The sequence below is a fragment of the Methanocella sp. MCL-LM genome (assembly GCF_049676595.1).
GTDB lineage: Archaea > Halobacteriota > Methanocellia > Methanocellales > Methanocellaceae > Methanocella_A.
The window spans coordinates 3310030-3333139 of sequence record NZ_CP187259.1 but is presented as its reverse complement, the minus strand read 5'-3'; the positions used below and the strand labels follow the sequence as shown (position 1 = coordinate 3333139).

The following is a 23110-nucleotide window of genomic DNA, read 5'->3' as shown; positions in this document are numbered from 1 at the left end:
ATCCGTATCCGGCCAGTGCAGGTGCCGCCTTGCGGCGGCACAAGTTCTGCCCCCGGTACAGACGGTGGTGAGGACGGTTAACCTGGGAGACGCCCTTGGCAGGTTCATCAAGAACCACTATGTTTTTATCATCATCATGGCAGTGCTGCTGCTCTTTTTGGCCATGGTGTCCGCCCAGAAGATCTACATGGCCACAGGTACCGAGACGTTCGTCTTCAAAGACTCGCAGATCTACAAGGACATCGAATACTACACGGAAAATTTCCAGGCCACCAACTTCCTGATTCTGATCACCTCTGATAATGTCTTCAGCCCGGACGTGCTCCAGGCCATGGAGCTGCTCGGCAGCCAGATCAAGGTTAATCCGAAGGTCTACAATGTGACCGGTCTGCACACAGTCCTGGGGAGATACTCGGCCGGCAGCATGGTGAACTCTGCGCAGGCCGAGCGAATCCTCGCCCTGCTACCTCCCGATATGACCGGGTTTCTGGCCCCGAGCAAGCATCACACGATCATGAGTGTACTGCTCCGGGGCGACCTGGAGGAGACAGAGAAGCCTGCCATACTTGCCGATGTAAAAAACGCTATCCGCTGGGTGCCTATGCCCGCTGGCACTTCCGCCCAGGTCACAGGCGAGACCGCGATGATGCTCGAAATCCAGCAGGAGATGATGCACAGCATGATGCTCATGCTTGCTTCTGCGGTGATCATGATGATCATCGCCCTCTGGTTTACGTTCTCCCACTCTAAATGGCGGCTCCTGCCTCTGCCGATCGTCCTCGTAGGGGTGATCTTCACAGGGGGTATCATGGGCCTGACTGGCGTGCCGCTCACTATGGTCTCGATGGCAGTGTTCCCCATCCTGATCGGCCTGGGGGTGGAGTACGCCATCCAGTTCCAGAACCGCATGATGGAAGAGCTGGCCAGCGGCAAGGCCCCGGGCGACGCTGTCGTGGCCACTGTGAAGAACATCGGGCCTCCTGTAACTTATTCAGTGATGACCTGCCTGCTGGGCTTCCTGTCTATCCTCGCGTCGCCGGTACCGATGATCTTCGACTTCGGCCTGATGTGCATGATCGGCGTAACCGTGTGTTTCCTTTCGGCGCTGTTCCTGCTGCTGTCCATCCTCGTTCTCCTGTCCTCAAGAGCAGGCAGGGTACAGCACAGGACCGAACAGCACGGCATCATCGAGAAGGTGATCGAGCGGGTGGCCGAGACCACGACCAGGCATCCGGTAGTCGTCGTCTTCGCGTTCATCGCCATGATCGCCGGGTATGCGCTGGACCCGACGATCGGCGTAGAGATCGACCAGTCGAGCTTCGCCCCGCAGGACATGCCTTCAGTCGTCCTCTTCCGCAGCCTGACCAACATCGTCGACATCAAGACCACCGATATGATCATCCAGGTCAAAGCCCACGACGTCACCGCCCCTGATGCGGTACGCTGGATGGATAACTTCTCGAGCTACGAGCTGACCAATAACCCCGATGTCCTGGCAGTCAGCAGCATCAACACGCTCATGGCCTCCCATAACGACGGTACCGTTCCCTATACCGCCCCCGAAATCAGGAACGTGCTGGGTCAGATCCCGTGGGACGAGCAGCGCCGGTACATCGATGACTACCGGACTACGTCCATCATCACCATGACCATCAACGATCTGCCGACCGACCAGCAGATGAGCATGCTTCGCCGGGTGGAAAAAGATCTCGCGTTCCTGAGCCCTCCTGCCGGCGTCAGCGCGACACTGAGCGGCCAGTCCCGGGTAATGCTGATGACTCTCGGGTCCCTGACCAGCGACCGGCTCCAGATGACATTGATCAGCGGCTTCATGGTCCTGATCGGCCTGTTCATCGTCTACCGGGGGGATTGGGTGAGGTCAGTCGTGCCGGTGATCGCCGTGGTCATCGTGACAGGGCTGTCCTGCATTGTCATGATCCTGCTTCACATGAAGTATACACCGCTGTCCGTGACGCTTGGCGCGCTCACAATAGGCATCGGCATCGACTTCTCCATCCTGCACATGGAGCGGTACTACGAAGAAAAAGCCAAAGGCTATCCGCCAATGGATGCCATGCGCATAGCCACGGCCAAGATCGGCAACGCCATCTTCTCCAGCGCCAGCACGGTCATCGCAGGCTTCGGAGCCCTGGTCATGTCCAACTTTTCCATCCTGAGCAACTTCGGCCTCGTTACCATCATCGACTTCATTCTGGCACTGTGCAGTGCCTTCGTGATCATGCCACCTCTCCTGGTCACGCTCGACACCTGGTGGTCTAAAGTCAGGGGAGTGAAAGTATGACCAGACCATCCGCCTGCTTCATGCTATCTATCTGCCTCGTCGCCATCCTGTATCCGCTGGCTACGCCAGCTGCGCAATCCCAGATACTCGGAGGCCCCATGATCGACGCGTGTATCTACGGCAGCCGGGAACTGTACCCGGGCCAGATCGTGACCCTGCAGCTGCTCGTCCAGAACAGCGGCTACATCCAGGCGGTGGCAGGCTACGACACCCCGGACGCGTGGCTCCAGTATTCGGGGGGCGCTTCGTATTCGGCGGTCGTCAACGGCGCATCGTCAAAAACTCTCTATGATTCGTCTGAGTACCAGATCGCGTCCGCAGGCCTGACCGCCGGTGCCGGAAGCCTGCAGACAGGCCTGGGAAGCATAGGGGGATCGGCAAGCGCGTCCCACACCTCGCTCTCCCAGAGCACCAGCAGCTCCTCCTACCAGTTTTCCCAGATCGGGGCGTTCGGAAACCTGCAGATCAACAGCGCTCCCGGTGTAGAAGCGGGAGTGACCACTGCACTTGGCATCACCTGCGATCTGAGCCCCGGCGACGCGCCGATCGAGATCGTATCGGACAACCGAATGGTACTTGGCTCCCTGCCGGCAGGCGCTGTTACCGCACCAGTCCCTTACCTGGTCCGGGTCAGCCGGGACGCCCAGCCAGGCCACTACAAGCTCCCGCTGCTGATCACCTACAAGCGGCTGGCAGAAGACTACGACTACACGTCCTTCTTCGGCCAGATGTACGGCTACAGCAACTACGTGGAAGAATCCTGCATCATCTACCTGGACATCGTGATCATGGGCATCTTCGATCTTATCGTAACTGACATCACCGCCGTAGACATGGTGCCCGGCACCAACGGCATCGTATCGGTCCGGGTCACCCATGTAGGGACACTGCCAGTGGAGCACGCGATCGTCTACCTCACCAGCCCTACCATAGGCCCCTGCCAGGATTCGTTCTACTATCCAGTCAACTACCAGCTCGCCAATTACCAGACCACAGCAGCACAACAGCCTGTCGCAGTCGATCAAAACATGCTGGTGCCTGTGCAGAATTCCCAGTACCTCGGCCACATGGAGCCGGGCGAAGACCGGGTGGTCAAGTTCAAGCTCAGCGTGGCCGACGACGCGGAAGATAGCGACTTCCCTGTCAGCGCGGTCGTGTCCTACGAGGACCCGTGGGGCACCGAGAAGTCCTCCAACGTGGAGACCTTCGGGGCCCACGTGGAGAAGCAAATGCGGTTCACGGTAGACGACGAGCCTGTTAAGATCAAGTGCGGCCGCTCGACCATCTCCACCCTCACCCTCACCAACAACGGCACCATCGACGCCCGGGACGCGATAGTCCGCATGAACGCTCTGGATCCGTTCACGGTCAGCTATGATACCATGTACCTCGGCGACGTCAGGCCCGGGGAGAACACGACCACCCAGTTCGGGATCAAGGTAAAGCCCGACGCAGTGCCAGGTACGTACTATGTCACCCTGGAAGTCAAGTACTACGACAGCCAGGACGACCCTCACGTCACCAAGATCATCCGCAAGGCCATCACAGTGGACCCGCCCCCGACACTGTGGGAGACGATCCTCGAAAACTGGCTCCTCGTCCTCGGCCTGATCATACTGTTGATTGCAGGACTCCTGTATGCAGGATACCGGTGGATGAAGAAACGGCAAAGCCCGGACGCAGGGGTAGATGCTGACGCATCCACAGGGGTAGATGCTGCAGCATCTACAGGGGTAGATGCTGACACAGATGCAGAGGTATCGGTCGCAGATGGAGATAATATTAAGTAATAGAATAATGTCCTGTATATTTAGGCAGTGATATTATATGGAGAAAGAGCGGCTGGCAGCAATTATTCTCTCGGCAGCGATCGTGGCCACGGCGATCCTGCTGATCTTCTGGCTCTACCTGCCTCACGAGCTTACTGGGTGGGGTATCATACTTGCGATGCTCGTTATCGCACTGGCCATATACCTGGATGTAAAATATATTGTGGCGAGTATCCTCGAAGCCCGCAGGAATGCGAGCGGCATACCCGGTCCCCGGTCAAAAAGGGGCTGGCTTGCTATTCTGAACTACGCATGCGCTACTGCTATCGGCGTGATCCTGGTAATCTTCTGGTTCTGTCTGCGCGAGCAGATGGGCTGGGGAGTGAGGCTTGCATTACTCCTGCTACTGCCGATATGCTTCATAAACGTGTATTACTTCATTTTCGACTTTATCGACTCGGGCAAAACTACGTCGTGACAGCGTACGTGCACAGGAAGCAATCGCCTGACTGTGCCGGTATGTAAATCCCGCAGCACCATGGTAAAAATACTAATCAGGGCGTTTATTTGGGCTGGCTTTACATACATTCCTGAAAATAAATGGATAAAAATACCCCGATCTATTTACGAAAAGGTTTAAAGCCTAAACTATATAAATATAGAATGTACGATAGACGCCAGAAAAAACTTTTCAAGCAGTGGGTTACTGCCCCTGCCAATACTCTCAAGATAACGCGATTGCGCCCATAGTGCAGACGCATAATAATATTATGTCGCGCATTAAATAATATCTCTGAAAGTATTTATCCTATGTAACAGATTATGCAAAATCAAATTAACATACCGGTGATCATAGTGAGTGACGAGACAAAAATGGAACCCCGGCAGGACGATCTCTGCGGCGGCATGGATTTCAAATCCACGGCCGACATTGAGGTCCCCACCAGGCTCATCGATCAGGTGATCGGCCAGGAGCATGCTGTGGAGGTCATCAAGAAGGCGGCCAGCCAGCGCCGCCACGTAATGATGATCGGCACGCCAGGCACTGGTAAGTCCATGCTCGCCAAGGCAATGGCAGAGCTGTTGCCCAAGGAAGAACTGCAGGACGTACTGATCTACCACAACCCCGAGGACTCGAACAACCCGAAAGTACGGGTCGTCCCCGCGGGCAAAGGCAAGCAAATCGTGAACGCACATAAGATGGAAGCTCAGAAGAACGCTCAGCTCCGCAACCTGATCATAGTAGTTGCTATGCTCGCAATCCTCGGATTTGCATGGTTCTACATGAGGGAGCAGTTCATGTGGGCAATCATCGCCGTGCTGCTGTTACTGCTAATCATAAGATACGTCACTCCTAAGGAGACTATCATCACCCCCAAGCTGCTCGTGTCCAACCAGGGCAAGACGACAGCACCGTTCGTCGACGCCACCGGCGCCCACGCAGGCGCACTGCTCGGCGACGTCAGGCACGACCCCTTCCAGTCGGGCGGCCTCGAGACGCCGTCCCACGACCGCGTGGAGGCAGGAGCCATCCACAAGGCCCACAAAGGCGTCCTGTTCATCGACGAAATCAACACCCTCCGGATGGAGAGCCAGCAGCACCTGCTGACCGCCGTCCAGGAAGGCAAGTTCGCCATCACTGGACAGTCGGAAAGGTCTTCCGGCGCGATGGTCAAGACCGACGTAGTACCCTGTGACTTCATCATGGTACTCGCAGGCAACCTCGACGCCATGGAAGGCATGCACCCGGCACTCCGCAGCCGTATCAAGGGCTACGGTTACGAGCTGTTCATGACCGACTCGATGGAAGACAGCATCGAGAACCGGAAGAAAGTAGTCCGGTTCGTCGCCCAGGAAGTCCTGCGCGACGGCAAGATTCCCCACTTCGACCACTCCGCAGTGGAAGAGATCCTGAGGGAATCCATGCGCCGTGCAGGCCGCAAGGGCCACCTGACCCTCAAGCTGAGAGACCTCGGCGGACTGGTCAGAGTCTCCGGCGACATCGCCCGGTCCGAAGGTGCCGCGCTGACGACGGCAGACCACGTGCTCAAGGCCAAGAGGATCTCCAGATCGGTCGAACAACAGCTGACCGACAGCTACCTCGACAGAAGGAAGGACTACCGCCTGTTCCAGGCGGCAGGCGAAGAAGTCGGCAGAGTCAACGGCCTCGCAGTCATGGGCGGCGACGCAGGCGTCGTGCTCCCGATCGTGGCAGAAGTGACCCCGGCCATGTCCAAGTCCGAAGGCCACGTCTACGCGACTGGTAAACTGCAGGAGATCGCCAAAGAGGCGGTCCAGAATGTGAGCGCCATCATCAAGAAGTTCACCGGCCAGGACATCACCGGCATGGACGTCCACATCCAGTTCGTAGGCACCTACGAAGGCGTGGAAGGCGACAGCGCCTCCGTCTCCATCGCGACGGCTGTCATCTCCGCCATCTCGCAGATCCCGGTCGACCAGAGCGTAGCCATGACCGGCTCGCTGTCAGTCAGAGGCGACGTGCTGCCGATTGGCGGCGTCACCTACAAGATCGAGGCAGCAGCCCTGGCAGGCATCACGACCGTGCTCATCCCGAAGTCGAATTTGGGCGACGTGCTCATCGAGGACATGTACAAGGACCGGATCAAGATCATCCCGGTCACGAACATCAGCGAAGTCCTGGAACACGCCCTCACCGGCAAGAAGAAGGAAAGCTTCATCGACAAAATAAGAAACTTTAGTGTCGATAAAATGGGCATTGGGATCTTCGACAAGGCACTCCCTCACTAACGTGAGGATGTGTCCCGGGCCATCATGCCCAGGATTTTCCCGTACTAGAAGGAACAAAGGCCCGCACCACCTAACAAAGAGTGAGGCGGGCAGTAACTTTTTTATATCACTATTTCTGTGTTCAATTCTCTACCACAACAGCCGTCATAACGCAGCATATCCAACCATTGTGCGGATTCGATAAGCCACTACTAAAAACTGACTTCTTATCAGATAAGTTCAGACTGATATCCTGCTATCCAGTATTATTTCAAGCGATAATAATGGCATTATATAGTCGTTACTGAAATGTTTTGCACGATTGCCCGTACCATTTACACGAAGTACGCGAGGTACGCGAAGTACTCAAAGTACGGTAAAAACGGCATGCTGGAAAATGATCTTATCGTAAAACTTCGTGTACTTCGCGTACCTCGAGTACTTCGTGTAAACGGTACCTGTCTTTCCAAAAAAATTTAAGAATGACTAAAACTTATCTCAAGATAATGGTCCGATGGTCATCTCTTTACGTTTATACGCTCTACACTATACTTCTACTACTGGCCATCAGCGTTATCTTTATGTTATTAACCTCCGTCGGCGAAAAAACTATGGTCGACGAGACGTTCCTGCTACCCCCCGGCGGCCAGAAGGCTTATGATCTGCCTCCCGGCTGGGTGAATGTCCAGATTGTCGAGACTGAGTCGCCGGTATGCCTGTCACACCGGAACCTATTCGGCAGCAGTCAGGCATATGGTATGACCGGCGGTAACTCGACCTTCGGAAGCCCGCTGTTTACCGGGTATACTGTCGAGAACCCGGGCCCGGCCGCCGTGAACGTGAGCATTAGAATAACTACCGGAGTGCTGAATCCGTTCGGGTACCTGGGCACATTCTCCAGCCCCTAATGAGCAAGCATATGTACTTAAACCCACTTTACTACTTTTCATTCATTTAAGTAGAAATGCATATAAATGCACCAGCTAGAACCTTAAACCATATAGCTATAGTTGATTTTCGGTGATCACATGTCCGATTTTTTTGACGTCCGGGAGATGCACGGCTACACGACCGCCATCGTGTACGACAACGGGGAGATCGACGAGATCTCCACTCACTTCGTTTCGGGTGCGGCAGCCCGGGCAATAGTCGGAGGATCTTACGGCTTTACTACTGCCGACGATCCAAAAAAGGCAAAAGAGGCGATCGAGACGGCGGTGGAGCTGGCTAAGCGGCTGGACCGGATCAACCCCCGGAAGAAGATCGAGATGGCGCCGATCCCGAGGACGGTCAAGGAGGTATACCGGGTAAAGAAGAACCCGGGCGACGTTTCTATGTCGCAGAAGCAGGACCTGCTCAAATCCATCGAGGATGCCATGCGGGAGCAGGACAAGAAAGGCCTCATCAAGAGCACCCGCCTGAACTACTCCGAGGCTTACTCTCACAACATCCACTACACTTCCGCCGGCGAGCGGATCGAGTACGACACGTACCGGACCGGGTTTAGCTGCACGGCTGTGGCAGGAGAAGGCAGCGCCTTGCAGGTCGGCAGAAGGAGCTACTTCAACGTGGGAGGGTTCGAGATCTTCGACCAGTGCAATCCTCTCGAGCTGGCCCGGGAAGCCGTGGACGAGGCCTACGCTCTGCTGTCGGCGAAGCATGCCCCGTCGGGGAAATTCGACGTGGTTTGTGACCCCGAGCTGGCAGGCGTCTTTATCCACGAGGCAGTCGGCCACGCGTCAGAGGCAGATACGGTCCTGGACGGGGACTCGTGCCTCGAGGGCCGGATAGGCCAGCAGATCGGCAGTGAGCTGGTGACGGTGAAGGACGATCCGACGCTGCTGAAGTACGGCTACTATCCTTACGATAGCGAGGGTGTGCCCTCTCATTCGAAGACGCTCATCGAAAAGGGCGTCATGAAGGCTTACCTGAACTCCCGGGAGACAGCGGCGAAACTCGGCGGTACCCCGGGCAACGCCCGGGCCGGAGGCCTGGCGCGGCCGGTTGTGCGGATGAGCAACACCTTCATCGACAACGGCGAGCTCACCAAAGACGAGGTATTCGAAGGCGTGAACGGCATCTACCTGAAAGGCTCCCGGGGCGGCCAGGTGAACACTGGGGAAGGCGTGTTCCAGTTCAACGCGGTGATCGGCTATCTTGTTAAAGACGGTAAGCTCGGCGATATCATCCGGGATGTCTCCCTCTCCGGCAACACGCTGAAGACGCTCAACAACATCGTCCGGGTGGGCAACGACCTGGACTTCCACTCGGGCCGGTGCGGCAAAGCCGGCCAGGGAGTCGCCGTCGGCGACGGGTCCCCACACATTCTCATAAAGGACGCTGTGGTAGGAGGGTCATCATGATCGACGCCAAAAAATTAGTCGACCTGGCGATCAGGCTGGGAGCGAGCGACGCGGAAGTCTACGCGTCCTCGGGCAAAGTGATCACCGTCGAGACGGAGCACGGCGAGCTGGGCCACGCCGAAGAGAGCCTGTCCGAAGGCGCGGGCATCCGGGTCATCGTCGGCGGGGCAGAAGGTTATTCTTCCTCTAACGACCCGTTCAAGTTCGAGGACGCGGTCAAAGCCGCCATCGTCTGCGCAAAGGCCAGGCCGAAGGATCCGGCACTGAAAGGCATGCCCCTCAAGCCCGGGAACTATCCGGGCGTCACCGGCATCTATGATCAGCAAGTGGCCGATATCGGCCTCGACCAGTGTGTCGACCTGGCGGCGGGCATGATCAAGGCAGCGAAAGAGGATAAAGGCGCTTCCGTTACGGCGGCCAAGTTCTCCAGCGTGGTGAGCGACAGCGTCATAGCTAACTCAAACGGGGTTCTGGTCGAAGACCGGGAGACCGTAGTCATGGGCTACGTGGACGTGATCATCAAGGACGGCGATCAGGTCTCGACAGGCTTCGAATACGATGTGGCCCGATCGTTAAACCTCGATCTAAGCTCGGTCGGCCGTCGGGCAGCGAAGCTCGCCCGGGACTCGCTGGGCTCGTCGCACGTGACCGAACAGACGAGCGACATCCTGCTCGGGCCTTTCGCCTTCGGCGACCTCCTCGAATCCACCCTGCTGTCGTCGGTAAGCGCGGAGAATGTCCAGAAAGGGCGCTCCGGCCTCGCGGGCAGGATCGGCGAAAAGATTGCAGTAGAGGGCCTTTCGATCGTCGACGACGGCCTGCTGGCAGGCGGGCTCGGAACATCGAGGTCTGACGACGAAGGTGTGCCCTCCAGGCGGACTTCGATAGTCACCGACGGAACACTCACATCCTTCCTGTATAACTCATACACCGCAGCCAAGGAAGGCAGGGAATCGACCGGCAACGCAGTCCGTGGGTCGTACAGCGCCCCACCCAAAGTCGGCGCCCGCAACGTGCTGTTCGAGTTCCCCAGGAGCGACGTGATCAAAGAGACCCCGAAGGGCATCTACGTCAACTCCGTGATCGGCGCCCACACCGCCAACCCCATCACCGGCGACTTCTCCGTCGAGTGCCGCAACGCCTTCGTCGTGGAGAACGGCGCCATGGCCAGGCCCGTCAAGTCGTTAATGCTCAGCGGCAACGTGTTCGAGCTGTTGAAAAAGATCGACGGCATGGGCAAAGACGACCGGCCCACCGGGGCGATAATCTCGCCGACGGTGAGGGTGAAAGAGATGCGCGTCACACCGGGAGCGTAAGTCGGGGATCATACGGAAATATACCCACGGCGGCACGGCTCCTCATTCTGACAAATGGAAAACAAATGTTCTAACCACGGCGGCACGGCGGCACGGCGATAACGCGAGATACGATAGCAGGAGGGTTAGTTAAACCACGGCGGCACGGCGGCACGGCGACGATCGTACCCGAATAGCAAGACTCTCTTTTTTTATTGATCCACGGCGGCACGGCGGGCCGACTGCACGGAGATAAATATGTTTCGCTTCCTTCAGGCTATTGAACGAATGTCAGGCTGAAATGATTCGATAGTAAGCTTTTGGTTAATGCTCTGTCTTTGTGTCGCCGTGGACATAAAAAGGAGTTCAATCATACTGGTTCGCCACTGTCTTTGTGTCGCCGTGCCGCCGTGGTTTCATTTACCATCCGACTGGTCGTGGATCTTACTGTCTCCGTGTCGCCGTGCCGCCGTGGTTTCATTTACCATCCGACTGGTCGTGGATCTTACTGTCTTTGTGTCGCCGTGCCGCCGTGGTTTCATTTACCATCCGACTGGTCGTGGATCTTACTGTCTTTGTGTCGCCGTGCCGCCGTGGTTTCATTTACCATCCGACTGGTCGTGGATCTTACTGTCTTTGTGTCGCCGTGCCGCCGTGGTTAATTATCTGACTTTTATGGTAGTTCCCAGGTACCAGCAAGTTTAAACGCAGGTATTTGATCTATTCTCACCTGTGTTATCGATGAAGCTCTGGCAATTAATCCTAATAACGGTGCTTGTCGCCATGGTGGCGCTCTCTGGCTGCGTGTTTCCGGGGGCTGTATCGTCGACTCCTACTGCTGTACCAGTTACTGCGGTACCTACGGTTTCGCCGACCGAGGATCCGATCACCATCGGCACGCAGTATGGCACGCAGGTGCGGCTGGTCAACGCTACGGTTGAGCTTGCCGGGGCGAGGGATCCTGAGCTGCAGGCGGAGAACTTCACGCTGACCTTCGAGAACATCGGCGACTCGCCCGCGACCAACGTGGGCTTCAACTTCAAGGAAAAAGACCTCCGCAGCGGCATCGAATTTTTCAGCGACGTGTATCTGATCGGCACTATTCCCGCCAACAGTCAGGTTTCGTACCAGTTCACCACCCCCGAACACCGGGAAGCCTACAGCGTGACCGCCGACATCAAGGTCTACTGGGGCGAGAAGGTAGAGTTCAACAGTACTTACAAGAAGCCCTTCACGCTGGTCGGCCTCCTTAGACCTTAAGGAAAATCATCTCTTGATCTTATTAAACGCTCCAGTACCGTTTACACGAAGTACACAAGGTACACGAAGTATAGTCCTTTGTGAAACTTTTAGTACGGTCCGGCAGGTCTGGTTGACTGCCGGACCGTACTATTAGTTTCAATAATGACTATACGCAAAGTTATATCATAAGATCAAGCTACAGTCAGCCTTTTGATCGAACTTCGAGTACTTCGTGTACTTCGCGTACTTCGTGTAAACGGTACGGGCACTCACACGAAAATTTTCTGGATAGTTATACCTCGCGTTATCTGATCGAGCACCTGTAAGCAAACGTCCAGAACCATTGCCGGTATTTTTATCTTTTCCGCCGGCCAACAGGCTGACCAGTATGAAACTGGTATCCAGCGACCGCAAGCGCCGGGGCATGTCCCTGGACGCCATCACCGATTTTATGAACAGTGCACCAGTAGGGCGGATGGCGACGATCAATCCCGATGGCACACCGTACGTGCTCCCGCTGCACTTCGCCTTCGAGGAAGGGCGGATATACGTGCACTGCGCTCTTGAAGGGAAAAAGCTGGACAACCTGCGCAGGAATCCGGCCGTATGCTTCGAGGCCGACGAAGCCATCGAGATAACCATCGTCTCTGATAAGCCCTGCGCGAGTGGCACGTTTTACCGCAGCGTCATCGCTAACGGCAACGCCGCAATAGTCGAAGACCATGCCCGGAAGAAGCATATACTGCAAGTTTTGATGGACAAGTACGCAAAAGGCCGGAAATACGGGGAGATGTCTGCCGAAGCGATCGAAGAGACGTGCGTCGTCGAGATCATCGTCGTCGAGATCAGCGGCAAGGCCCGGTTACCGTAAAGCAATAAATTTATGCATATACAGGCGTCTATCTCATGGGTATTCTGATGAGGTATTGCGGGACGCTTTTCATCTTTTTAATAGCTTTCATCGTCGCCGTCTCCGGCTGCATAGAGTTCGGTGAAAACAGCTACACTCCCGCGACCGCCACTCCCACGTCGGGCCCGTCATCATACGCTATTCCGGGAGCTCAGGTGCCCAGTTCTCAGATCACTGTCACCCTGTCGAAGGTCGACTACGATCGCACCGCGAACATGACGCAGGCGGAGAACATTACCCTGACCCTGAAGAATACCGGGACTACCGACGTTAGCAACGTAGGCATCAGCGTCAAAGCCAAGGACACTCCGACTGGTACGGCACTATACTCAGGCACGGCACCCGCAGGCAACATTAAAGCTGGCAAAGAGGCCACTGTCAGCGTACAGTTACCCCCGCACGCCTTTGTCAACACTATGACCCTGAGCGTCAACGTCTACTGGGGCAGAGACCCGGCTTACGTCAACGACGAAACCAGGCCATGGGTTATCTCGCTGGCAACTAACCCGTACTGGTAGTGCGATACCGGGCTGCCGCTCGACATGCCGCCGAACTCGCCGGACTTCCGGCGAGCATTCCGGGCACTTATGGCTCAGGAGAAAGCAACAAATATATGCTTGTGCGTGCGTGTGATCACCGGGTAGGTATTATCATGCGTGCTCATCGGGTGCTTGTAATTCTTTTACTCGCGGCTGCCATCGTCACTGTCTCCGGCTGCATCGAGTTCGGGGCGATGCCCGCTACGACGCCTGCCTCATCTACGGCTGCACCCCCCACCGTTTCTAACACGGCCACGCCCAGAGCACAGATATCCGACTCTCAGATCAGCGCGGCCCTCATAGAAGTCACCTCTAATCAGACGTCTGACGGTCAACAACTAGAAAACCTGGTACTGACTCTCACGAACACGGGAACCACCGATATACCCAGTGTCCGCTTCACCTATAAGGTGGAGGACCCCGTAGCAGACGAAGTACTAAGATCTAGCTCGGTATCCGCAGGCTTCATCCCTGCAGGCAGCCAGACCGACGTGCTCGTCTCCTTGCCCAGGTACGAGTATCTCCGTGCCATGACCTTTAGCGTTACTGTCCACTGGGGCAACGATCCGGAGTACGTCAACGACAAGATCAGACCATGGTCTATCTCTCTGGTGACCAACCAGTTCTGGGAAAAATAGTAAAAATAGGAGAGGGCCTCACAGTAAGACCTTCTCTTAACTCAGTTTCTGAAGCTCTGGATCGGAGCCGGTATGCGGCCGCCTCTGCGGACGAAGTTCGCCGAGGAGTACTTGTTGAGGGCCATGACGGGGCTGCCGCCGAGCAGTCCGCCGAACTCGACGTACTCTCCTTCTTTGCCTGCCGGTATGATGCGGACGCCGGTGGTCTTGTTGTTGACCATGCCGATGGCGCACTCGTCGGCGATGATGGCCGAGAGCGTCTCGGGTTCGGTGTCCCCGGGGACCACGATCATGTCGAGGCCGACCGAGCAGACGCTGGTCATCGCTTCTAGCTTGTCGATGTTGATGGCTCCTGCCTTGAGGGCTTCTACCATGCCCGAGTCTTCGCTGACCGGGATGAATGCGCCGGAGAGGCCGCCTGTGTACGAAGTAGCCATGGCGCCGCCTTTCTTGACCGCGTCGGTCAGCAGCGCCAGTGCAGCAGTCGTGCCGTGGGTGCCGCACCGCTCCAGGCCCATGACTTCGAGGATGTTCGCTACCGAATCGCCCTCTGCGGGAGTCGGCGCTAACGACAGGTCTACGATGCCGAAGGGCACGTCGAGCCGCTCGGCCATCTCTCTGCCTACCAGCTCGCCCATGCGGGTGATCTTGAACGAGGTCCGCTTGATCGTTTCGGATAACTCGCCGAGGTCCGCATCCTTCATCTGGGCCAGCACTGCCCTGACCACGCCTGGGCCGGAGATGCCGACGTTGATGACGGTCTCGGGCTCGCCGTCGCCGTGGAAGGCGCCTGCCATGAACGGGTTGTCCGTCGGGGCGTTGGCGAAGACGACCAGCTTGGCGCAGCCCACCGGGTTGATGGCCGCGGTCTTCTTGATCACGTGGCCCATCAGCAGGATGGCGTCCATGTTGATGCCGCTCTTCGTCGTGGCGACGTTGATCGAGCTGCACACTCTGTCCGTAGACGTCAGCGCCTTCGGGATCGAGTTGATCAGGACGGAGTCGCCGACGGTGAAGCCCTTGTGGACGAGGGCGCCGTAGCCTCCGATGAAGTCGATGTTGAGCTGCTTGGCCGCCTTATCAAGGGTCCTGGCGATGGTGACGGCGCCATCGATGGCCTCGTCTTCGCTCAGGCCGGCCACTGCTGCGTCCAGCAGGTTGCCGATGGGGGTGACTGCGATGCGCTTGTTCACGATGGGTATGCCGAACTTGGCCTCTACTGCTTTGGCTTCGCTGACCAGGTCTCCGGCCCTTGTCGTGATCGTCTCGTAGATGTTATCCCGCATCTTGTCCAGGTCGGAGGAGATGCAGCCTCTGAGGTTGATACCCATGGTCACCGTGCGGATATCCAGGTGCTGGGCCTGGATCATGTCGACGGTTTCCAGGATCTCCTCGATGGAGTAGATCATGGGTTACACCCTGTGCATGAACTTGAAAATGTTTTCGTGCTGCACGGTGATCTGGACGCCCTGCTCTTTCCCCAGCTTCTGCATGGTTTCCTGCAGTTTGGCGAGGTCGTGGTCGGTGATATCCGCGATGAGGATCATCGTGAACAGCCCCTGCACGATCGTCTGGCTGAGGTCTTCGATATTGATACTAAGATCTGCGAGCGCTCTCGTGATGGCGGCAATGATACCAGGGTGGTCGATACCTGTGACGGTGATAACGGCTCTCTCTTTAGTGGATTTTTGCATGTGCGAACCTCTCAGGATTTAGTGATGACTGCGAAATTTCTGGTCAGGCTTTTGTGAATCCGCTGCCTGTGCGTTTCAATTACAGTAAAGCCAGCATCGGTTAATAGCTTTTCCATCGGCTCTTTCGAGACGACGACCGCCCGGCAACCGGGTTTCAGCACCCGGAACATCTCTCTGAGCGCTCCAGTATAGAACGCTCCGGCAGACTCGGCAGCGATGGGGGTGGACTGGCCGTACGGGAAGTCGGTGACCATGGCATCGACCGAGTCGTCTCTGATGCCCATCCGAAGCGAGTCCTGCCAGATCACGTCGTAGGTCGTCTGGTAGTGGCGCAGGTTCTTCCGGGTGCCGTAGACCATCTTCTTCTGGATGTCGCAGCCCACGACGTGGATGCCGGGGCTGATCAGGCCGGCCTCTACGAGCGTGCCGCCTGTGCCGGAGAAGGGGTCAAGCATCCACCCTTCGCGGATGCGGGTCAAGTTCACCACTGCCCTGGAAATCCGGGGCATCAGGACGCCCGGCAGAAAGAACGGTTTTTTCAGCGGGGCCCGTTCCTCGAATCCCGGCCTGTCTACTTCCGCCAGCCTCCTGCCGAAGATGCATACACCTTCTGTCACGATCGCCCGGAATATGACGTCGGGGTTATCCAGGCTGACCGGGTATCCCCGGTGCCAGATGGCGGCGCCGAGCTTTCTTTCGAACGATGCAGATATGCCGCCGTAGTTCTTGACCCGGCTCACCCTGACGACGAAGCTCTGGCCGTATTTGAGGCCAAGTTCTCCAGTTTCAGCTTCTTTGAGTATCATGTCCGGGTCGGATGGCGCTATAAAGATCAGCTCGAGAATATTGTGAGTCAGCGCCAGCCTGCGGGCCAGTATTCCGGGGTCGGCGTCAGTTTCGACAACGAGCACCTGATCGTAGCTGTACTTGATCTGGTAGTTCCAGCCGGACGCCTCTATGCAAGCGATGACTTCGCTCCGCGGCAGCGTGTCGTGCTCCCCTGAAAGTTCGAAAACGAGCTGACTCATCGTATCGTTCCCCCCAACGCGCTGGAAGCATATAATGTTTAGGTTCGACGCAGGTTTTCGGGCGGCTGATAGTTAGCAGGCGCAGTCCTACTATTTCTTTCTCTCAAACCTGATCGTGTACACCGTTCCCTGGCCCCGTTCCAGCTGCAAGCTTCCGCCTATCTGGGAAACCAGGGAGCTGATGAGCTGTACGCCCAGCGTCCCTGTGCTGGCGGCGGCCGCGCTTTCCGGCATTCCGACCCCGTCATCCCCCAGGACCATGGTGACCTCCTCCCCGCGGGTGGTCAGCTCCAGCCAGACTCTGCCACTCCGGCCGGAAGGGAAAGCGTGCTTCAACGAGTTCGAGATGATCTCGTTGACCAGCCGGTCTCCCGGATTTTCCCATTTTCTCCGGCTGCGCACACTCCTCGCCCCAGCCTCTCAACCGGTATGCACCCCTGACTGGATCTTGTACACATTACTATAGCTTCGGTCCACCCGGGGGCCGAACTCTCATTTTAACTCCCGGAGCCGGATGCGGTATACGGTCCCTTCGCTCCTGTCGAGCTCCAGGTCGCCCCCGATCTGGGCGGCAAGGGATGTGACGAGCTGAATGCCCAGGGTGCCTGTTTTGTAGATGTCCATATCCTCCGGCAAGCCCACGCCGTCGTCCCCGATGACCATATCGATGTCGTTCCCGTCCACCTTCATCTCTACCCATACCCGGCCTTTCCGGCCTCCGGGAAAGGCATGCTTGAACGAGTTGGAGATGATCTCGTTGACCAGGAGCCCGCAGTGGATCGCCGCGTCGACGTCCAGGAATATGTCTTTGACGTCCAGGTCAAACCGGACCTGGTCCTGGGTGGCCCCGTACGAGTTGTACAGCGTACCTGACAGGCTTCTGATATACTCGGCGAAGTCGATCTTGGACAGGGACTCGGATCTGTACAGCTTTTCGTGGACCAGCGCCATCGACCTGACCCGGTTCTGGCAGTCCTTGAAAATGTGCCGGTCTCTGTCGTCTTTGATATATGCCGACTGCAGGTTGAGCAGGCTGGAGATGATCTGGAGGTTGTTCTTGACCCGGTGGTGGATCTCCTTCAGGAGCACTTCCTTCTCTTTGAGCGAACTATTCAGCTGTTCCTCGGCGGCTTTCCGGTCAGAGATGTCCCGGCTGGATAGAATGGCTCCCGAGAGCTTCCCGTTATCGTCGTAAAGCAGATCGCCTGCCGCTTCCAGCCAGACGTAGTGACCGTCTTTATGCCTGAACCGCAGCACGATCCTGCCTGGCAGCCCTTTAGACAGGTGTTCCTGAATGACCGCGGCCACCCTCGGAGCATCCAGGGGATGCATGTAAAACAGGGCGGGCTTGCCGATCATCTCTTCAGGCTTATAACCTAAGACTCTTTCGGCAGAGGGGCTGATGTACTGGTACCTGGCGGCGATGTCCGTCACGCTGACCACGTCCATCATGTTGTCCGTGATCATGCGCAGCCGCTTCTCGCTCTCCTTAAAGGCGATCTCCAGCCTTCTCTGCTCGGTGATGTCCTTGATGAAAATACGCATCGCCTGGTTTCCGGGCAGGTAGTAGATACTTTCCTTATAAAGCAGATCTCCGATCTCCAGCTCCCTCTGCACAGACTGCTCACCGGTGCTCTGGAAGCGGGCGATGATCCTGTCCAGGTCTCTAAGGGCCGGGTGTTTTCTTCCCTTCCTCAGCAGGTCCGGGAACTCCTTTTTCGCCGCCGGGTTCAGGTACCTGACCTCAAAGGCCGAAGAGATCTCGATGATGGGGTTCGGGTATTGTTCCGGAAACGACGCCAGGTTAAATATTTCGGCGTCAGCATTTTTCCTGTTCTCCTCAGCCTCTTTCAGGCTCCTGACCTGCCTTTGCAGCTCTTCGATCTCAGAAATCAGCCGGTCTCGATCGCGATCATCCGTATTTCCACCCCTGTTAAAAAACGCGTCGAGCCCCATGTTGCCTATATATTTCAAAGACAAGCATTATATCTTTTACTGTATCCGGCAATGGCCGGAATCCCCTCCGGCTCCCGGAATTATGGCCGGTCGCAAGCCCTGTACAGGCGCAGTTGTGGCGTCCTGAACCTTCCGGGCTTTAACTTTTTCAAGCGTATCATTCGAAAAACCATAAGACTATACCTGTAAAATATGAAAACATGGACGAATCCCCGCCCGACTGGGCACGCTACCTCTTCTGGCTGATATCCGGCTGCCTGTCGGTTTGTTTCGCAGAGATCGTGTCGGGATCCTACCTGTTCCCCTACTTTACGTTCGAGGGCCTTTTCATCGTCTTACCCGTCTATGCTTTGCATACTCTGGTGCTGGCTTACGTGGTATACCGCTTCGGGCGGCCGAGGCTTTACACTCTCTTTCTCGCAGGCGCTATCTTCGGGCTATACGAAGCCTACATCACGAAAATCATCTGGAGCCCCCCATGGGGCGAGGCTGTCTGGCTCTTCCAGGGGATCGCCGTGGTCGAGGCTCTCGTCCTGGTGCTGTTCTGGCACCCGCTCCTGTCTTTTATCCTGGCTCTGTTCGCCTCGGAGAGCCTCCTGACCCGGTCGAGGGAAATTTTATCCGGCCTGCCGCAGCTGTTATGGGGCTTCTTCGCCACTCCCGCGAGGACGTACGCAGTCATCTTCGGAGCAGCGCTGCTCTTCGGGCTATACCAGGGAACTCTGACGCAGTCCCCTTTCTTCTCCATCGCCTCCGCGCTCGCCGCCGGCGGCGTGATCGGCCTGCTCGTTTTCATCTACCGCCGCATAGGCCTGCATAAGTACGACATCCGCAAGCTTCTCCCCACGGCTAAAGAGTTCATCATCCTGCTGGTGCTGCTGCTGGCGATGTACGCCATCTTCGGGCTGGCGATAAGACGGGAAGCCCTTCCCGGCACCATCCCGCAGCTGATCATTCTCGGAGCTTACGTCGTCCTCTTCGGGCTGCTGTACCTGAGCCTGAGGAGGTCCAGACAGGTCAGGCTCCCGGCGCTGAACTTCCCCGCCCGGTTCTCGTGGCCTGAAGTACGCGGCGTTTTTCCTGACCATTGGCCTGGCTTCCGCAGCGATGAGCCTGGCTACCTTTAGAGGCACCGCCCACACGGCTTTCTGGTACGCCGGAATCGCCATCGGCATCATCATCCTGCTGCTGGCCATCATAGACATCTTCCAGCGCCCTGATACTTCCGGTCATTAGGTATTTCACGCCCCGCGGCGACCGGAAACTGGTGTTTATCCATGATGCAGCCGCCCAGACTTCCGAAGTACGACGAAAAGGACCCGAGGTACCACACGACCCGCCTGCGTGGCATGTTCGGGGATCTCATCGACCACCTCCGCAAGGACGTCAAACTCGTGGACGACCCCCGGGCGAAGGCGATGTACGAGACCAGCGCCGAAGTCCTCCGCGGCCTCCAGAAGGCGTTCGAGGACTATGAGGAGGGCACCGAAGAAGCATGGCGGCGCTGACCGCCGCCAGCCTTCGGTGCCAGAGCGCGTCGGCGGGTGGTATGTAAGCCTTCGGCGGCTAGAGAGTGTAGGGGTGTTGTTTGTGAGCCTTCGGCTCAGGCTTTTGCGTAGCAGGAGAACAAAGCATGACGTGCAAAGCAAAGAAATATTAACCCAGAGCTTATATTGAGGAACCATGCTCGAGAGGCTCAGGACCATCGCAGACTATCAGTTTGGTAAAGGGGCAGGAGAAGCGCTTTTCCCCGAAGGGGTGAAGTTTATCTTGTCCCGGACTGGCAGGGTGCGCCAGATCGTTTCCGGTAACCGGCGTATAGCTACTGTCCGAGCCAACGATGGCTTCCTGATCCTGAGCGCCTACGGCGGGGAAAGGCTCAAGCCGGTGCTCCCGTTCCCGCAGAAGCGGGTCATCATGAACGACGATGCCGCGCCCTTCGTGGCCAAGGGCAAGACCGCTTTCTGCAAATTCGTGCTCGAGTGTGACCCCGAAATCCGGGCTATGGAAGAAATCCTGCTCGTGGACAAGGACGACAACTTCCTCGCCACCGGCCAGGCGCTGCTCGCGGCGGCGGAAATGAAGGCGTTCAAGAGGGGCACTGCAGTCCACGTCCGGTACGCGGTCAAAGGCAAGGACATGGGCGCCGAGCCTGCCGAATAATTGCTTTTATAAGTGACTGTTGACCTTTCGTTAGAGAAACTATATTTAAACACCAAGTCACTATTGTCATAGATGAGATCGATGAGGAAACCCTATCTATTTGAGGCGCTAGTGTTACTGCTCCTCGTCGTTCTGCTCGGGGTCATGTACCTGTTGATCGCGACCACTCCCGAGAACGTGACCGGCTGGGCTTTCCAGGGCACGGACAGGGTACAGTACATGACCGTCGGGGAGAACGATACGCTCTATGCCTTCAGAAGCGACGGCATTTACGCCATAGATCGCGCCGGCAACCTCGTCTGGGACTTCCACGTTCCCCAGCAGTGGAAAATTCTGAACACGTGGGATCGGTCTGCCAGCACAGCCGGCACTTCTAAGGGAGCGACTTCGACTATCGAGTCCTACCCGGTGTCCGACACGGAAGCAGGCAGCCTCTACGTGCTCGCCCTCCCTAACGTCACTGCAGAAAGTCTCAAACTCCAGTACTACCAGAACAGGTCACCCTACATAGCGCTCGACTCCGCAGTCCTCTCGATCTCCGAAGACGGTAAGCTCCAGTGGGAGCTGCCGATCACCCTTATGGTGCCCTCGGCTGACGTGCTGAGCATCAGCGACCTCTCCCAGTTAGTCATGACCCGGCCCGTGGCCATCCAGGCCTCGGGAGACCGGGTGTACGTGTTCCACGACTATACTGAGACAGTGGTCGGCACGGACGGCAAGGTGCTCTTTGAGCTGCCCGGTGTAGCCGCCCCCGCCTCCGTGGATGAAGAGGGTCACATCTTTATCGTCCGCGCCCAGGCGCCTTCGACTCCCCGGGCTAACGACCCCGGCTACATGACCCCCTCCGGCATCATCGAGGGGTACGACCGGGACGGGCAGCAGATCTGGACCCGGGACGTCCACGAGAACGTCGTTCCCCAGTATTTGGCAGAGGACATCTGGCAGGACTTCAACTCCCTGCCCATCTACAAGAATCACACTCTCTACGTCCCGCTCGACAACGGCATCGTAGCCCTCGACAGCATGGGCCGGACCCTGTGGTGGAAATACCTCCCCGGCGGCCCCTACGTGATGTTCGAGCTCATGCCCGTGGACGACGACGGGAACGTGTACATGAGGACCGTGAACCCGGTCTCCTCGGCGAGCTCCTACCTGTTCGTCATCGGGCCCGACGGCTGGTCGCACTACGCGCCCTCGCTCTATGTCGCCCAGTACGACAGCCTGAGGCACACCGCGGCGAAGAACGGCATCGTCTACAACATCGACCGGACCTCGTTCAACCACGTCAAGAGCCTGCAGGACCTGCAGACACTCACAGTCACCGCTTATGATGTCAAAAACAGCACCTCGCTCTGGAGCTTTGCGCTGCCCCTGCAGTACAAGACGGAAGTGCTGCTCAACAGCACCAACGTCGACGACATCATGAAGGGCATGTATACCAGCTATCCTGCCTCGTATTCGAACCCGGCAGCCGCCAGCACGACTGGTAAAGCCCTCAGGCCCGCCGGCTGGCCCGAGATCAGCATCTACCCGGGTAATGACGTGGTCTACGTCAACTTCCGCAGCACCAACTACGAAGGGCCCGTCGTGCTCAACAAGTCCCGGGCAGTGTTCTCCAGCGGCATATACGCACTGGACACGGAAGGCAAGCTGGTCTGGGATAAGGCACTCAGCCTGCCGGTGACCTCCGCTGCCGCCAACAACAGCACTATATACTTCGCGACCGGAGACGGCAAGATCTTCGGCACCACGGTCAACACCGTCGTCGCCGGTATCGCCTTACTCGCCATCGGAGCGGTACTCTTCAAGTTCATTGGGTTCGGCACCGTCGCCAGGGCCAGAAACAGGCTGGACAAGAACGACAACCGCAACGCAGTACTCCAGTACATCGTCCGCAACCCCGGCTGCACCGCAGTAGACGTCGGCAGGGATATGGGCCTCAACGTAGGCACCATCCGCTATCACATGCTCATCCTGACGATCAACCACAAGATCGTCGAGCACAAGGACGACAAGTACCTCCGGTACTTCACCAACTCCAACAGCTACAGCATGGCAGAACGCACCATCATCTCCCTCATGAAGAGAGAGCCTATGTGGCGGGTGCTGTCAGCTCTTGCAGAGAAGCCGGGCATGTCCAACGTGGAGATTTCGAGAGAGATGAACATCTCCACCGGCGCCGCCAGCAGGCACATGACCGAGCTGTTCCAGAAGGGGATTGTTACGAAGACCCCGATGGACGACCGCGGGTTCGCCTACGCTATAAAAGATGAGTACAAAGAGTATGTGCTCCGGATGATCGACAGGCTATAATCTCATTTTCCTTCTTGTTAAGGATGCGCGCGGCAACAATACGATCGCTGCGCTGTGCCAGGATCACAGATTGCAACAGATTACGCAGATTGCACAGATACTAATGGATAACAAAAAAGGAAATGGTTCGCTGTACTCCCTATTTTAAAA

General features: G+C 57.1%; 21 protein-coding genes. 16 read left to right on the top strand and 5 right to left on the bottom strand.

The genetic code is table 11. The annotated features are described in order from the left end of the window. The first annotated feature begins 67 nt into the window (after positions 1–67). The 11 genes from ACPLPM_RS16830 to ACPLPM_RS16780 all read left to right on the top strand — a co-directional run bounded on the left by ACPLPM_RS16830 (position 68) and on the right by ACPLPM_RS16780 (position 13806). Positions 68–2302: a hydrophobe/amphiphile efflux-3 (HAE3) family transporter gene (locus ACPLPM_RS16830; protein ID WP_424357926.1), complete on the top strand. Its 2235-nt coding sequence runs from the start codon at positions 68–70 to the stop codon at positions 2300–2302. Further along, on the top strand, positions 2299–4092 hold the full coding sequence (locus ACPLPM_RS16825; RefSeq protein ID WP_424357925.1) for a COG1361 S-layer family protein: 1794 nt from the start codon (positions 2299–2301) through the stop codon (positions 4090–4092). Before ACPLPM_RS16830 ends, ACPLPM_RS16825 begins: the two co-directional genes overlap by 4 nt. Positions 4093–4129: 37 nt before the next feature. Next, positions 4130–4549, top strand: a complete 420-nt coding sequence (locus ACPLPM_RS16820; RefSeq protein ID WP_424357924.1) for a hypothetical protein — start codon at positions 4130–4132, stop codon at positions 4547–4549. A 395-nt stretch (positions 4550–4944) separates the two neighbouring features. Then, positions 4945–6840: an ATP-dependent protease LonB gene (lonB, locus tag ACPLPM_RS16815; protein ID WP_424360006.1), complete on the top strand. Its 1896-nt coding sequence runs from the start codon at positions 4945–4947 to the stop codon at positions 6838–6840. Positions 6841–7325: 485 nt separating this feature from the next. Further along, complete coding sequence (locus tag ACPLPM_RS16810) at positions 7326–7727, top strand: hypothetical protein (protein ID WP_424357923.1); 402 nt, start codon at positions 7326–7328, stop codon at positions 7725–7727. Between the two features lie 120 nt (positions 7728–7847). Then, entirely contained in the window at positions 7848–9182 is a 1335-nt protein-coding gene (locus ACPLPM_RS16805) for a TldD/PmbA family protein (protein WP_424357922.1), read from the top strand. Next, positions 9179–10498 carry a TldD/PmbA family protein gene (locus ACPLPM_RS16800; protein WP_424357921.1) on the top strand — a complete coding sequence of 440 codons (1320 nt, stop codon included), beginning with the start codon at positions 9179–9181 and terminating at the stop codon, positions 10496–10498. The genes ACPLPM_RS16805 and ACPLPM_RS16800 overlap by 4 nt, the downstream gene beginning before the upstream one ends. Before the next feature lie 711 nt (positions 10499–11209). Continuing rightward, positions 11210–11737: a hypothetical protein gene (locus tag ACPLPM_RS16795; RefSeq protein ID WP_424357920.1), complete on the top strand. Its 528-nt coding sequence runs from the start codon at positions 11210–11212 to the stop codon at positions 11735–11737. Between the two features lie 370 nt (positions 11738–12107). Next, positions 12108–12590, top strand: a complete 483-nt coding sequence (locus ACPLPM_RS16790) for a pyridoxamine 5'-phosphate oxidase family protein (RefSeq protein ID WP_424357919.1) — start codon at positions 12108–12110, stop codon at positions 12588–12590. A gap of 35 nt (positions 12591–12625) precedes the next feature. Further along, positions 12626–13147: a hypothetical protein gene (locus tag ACPLPM_RS16785; RefSeq protein ID WP_424357918.1), complete on the top strand. Its 522-nt coding sequence runs from the start codon at positions 12626–12628 to the stop codon at positions 13145–13147. Positions 13148–13296: 149 nt separating this feature from the next. Continuing rightward, complete coding sequence (locus ACPLPM_RS16780; RefSeq protein WP_424357917.1) at positions 13297–13806, top strand: hypothetical protein; 510 nt, start codon at positions 13297–13299, stop codon at positions 13804–13806. Between the two features lie 41 nt (positions 13807–13847). Here the strand turns inward: ACPLPM_RS16780 and ACPLPM_RS16775 are convergent, their stop codons facing one another. From ACPLPM_RS16775 to ACPLPM_RS16755, 5 genes are all read right to left on the bottom strand, one after another. Then, positions 13848–15215 (bottom strand): PFL family protein, encoded by a 1368-nt coding sequence (locus ACPLPM_RS16775; protein ID WP_424357916.1) that lies wholly within the window; start codon positions 15213–15215, stop codon positions 13848–13850. A gap of 3 nt (positions 15216–15218) precedes the next feature. Next, positions 15219–15500, bottom strand: coding sequence for an ACT domain-containing protein (locus ACPLPM_RS16770; protein ID WP_424357915.1), 282 nt, complete (start codon positions 15498–15500; stop codon positions 15219–15221). An 11-nt stretch (positions 15501–15511) separates the two neighbouring features. After that, positions 15512–16528, bottom strand: a complete 1017-nt coding sequence (locus tag ACPLPM_RS16765; RefSeq protein WP_424357914.1) for a methyltransferase domain-containing protein — start codon at positions 16526–16528, stop codon at positions 15512–15514. Between the two features lie 90 nt (positions 16529–16618). Next, complete coding sequence (locus tag ACPLPM_RS16760; RefSeq protein ID WP_424357913.1) at positions 16619–16930, bottom strand: sensor histidine kinase; 312 nt, start codon at positions 16928–16930, stop codon at positions 16619–16621. A 90-nt stretch (positions 16931–17020) separates the two neighbouring features. Further along, entirely contained in the window at positions 17021–18484 is a 1464-nt protein-coding gene (locus ACPLPM_RS16755) for a sensor histidine kinase (RefSeq protein WP_424357912.1), read from the bottom strand. 200 nt (positions 18485–18684) lie between these two features. Here ACPLPM_RS16755 and ACPLPM_RS16750 point away from each other — a divergent pair, with 200 nt between their 5' ends. The 5 genes from ACPLPM_RS16750 (at position 18685) to ACPLPM_RS16730 (ending at position 22960) form a co-directional block, all read left to right on the top strand. Continuing rightward, entirely contained in the window at positions 18685–19611 is a 927-nt protein-coding gene (locus ACPLPM_RS16750; RefSeq protein ID WP_424357911.1) for a hypothetical protein, read from the top strand. Continuing rightward, complete coding sequence (locus ACPLPM_RS16745) at positions 19592–19720, top strand: hypothetical protein (protein ID WP_424357910.1); 129 nt, start codon at positions 19592–19594, stop codon at positions 19718–19720. The genes ACPLPM_RS16750 and ACPLPM_RS16745 overlap by 20 nt, the downstream gene beginning before the upstream one ends. A gap of 41 nt (positions 19721–19761) precedes the next feature. Beyond that, positions 19762–19992 (top strand): hypothetical protein, encoded by a 231-nt coding sequence (locus ACPLPM_RS16740; protein WP_424357909.1) that lies wholly within the window; start codon positions 19762–19764, stop codon positions 19990–19992. Between the two features lie 175 nt (positions 19993–20167). After that, on the top strand, positions 20168–20647 hold the full coding sequence (locus ACPLPM_RS16735) for a PUA domain-containing protein (protein WP_424357908.1): 480 nt from the start codon (positions 20168–20170) through the stop codon (positions 20645–20647). A gap of 72 nt (positions 20648–20719) precedes the next feature. Beyond that, positions 20720–22960, top strand: a complete 2241-nt coding sequence (locus tag ACPLPM_RS16730; protein ID WP_424357907.1) for a winged helix-turn-helix transcriptional regulator — start codon at positions 20720–20722, stop codon at positions 22958–22960. Positions 22961–23110: the final 150 nt, after the last annotated feature.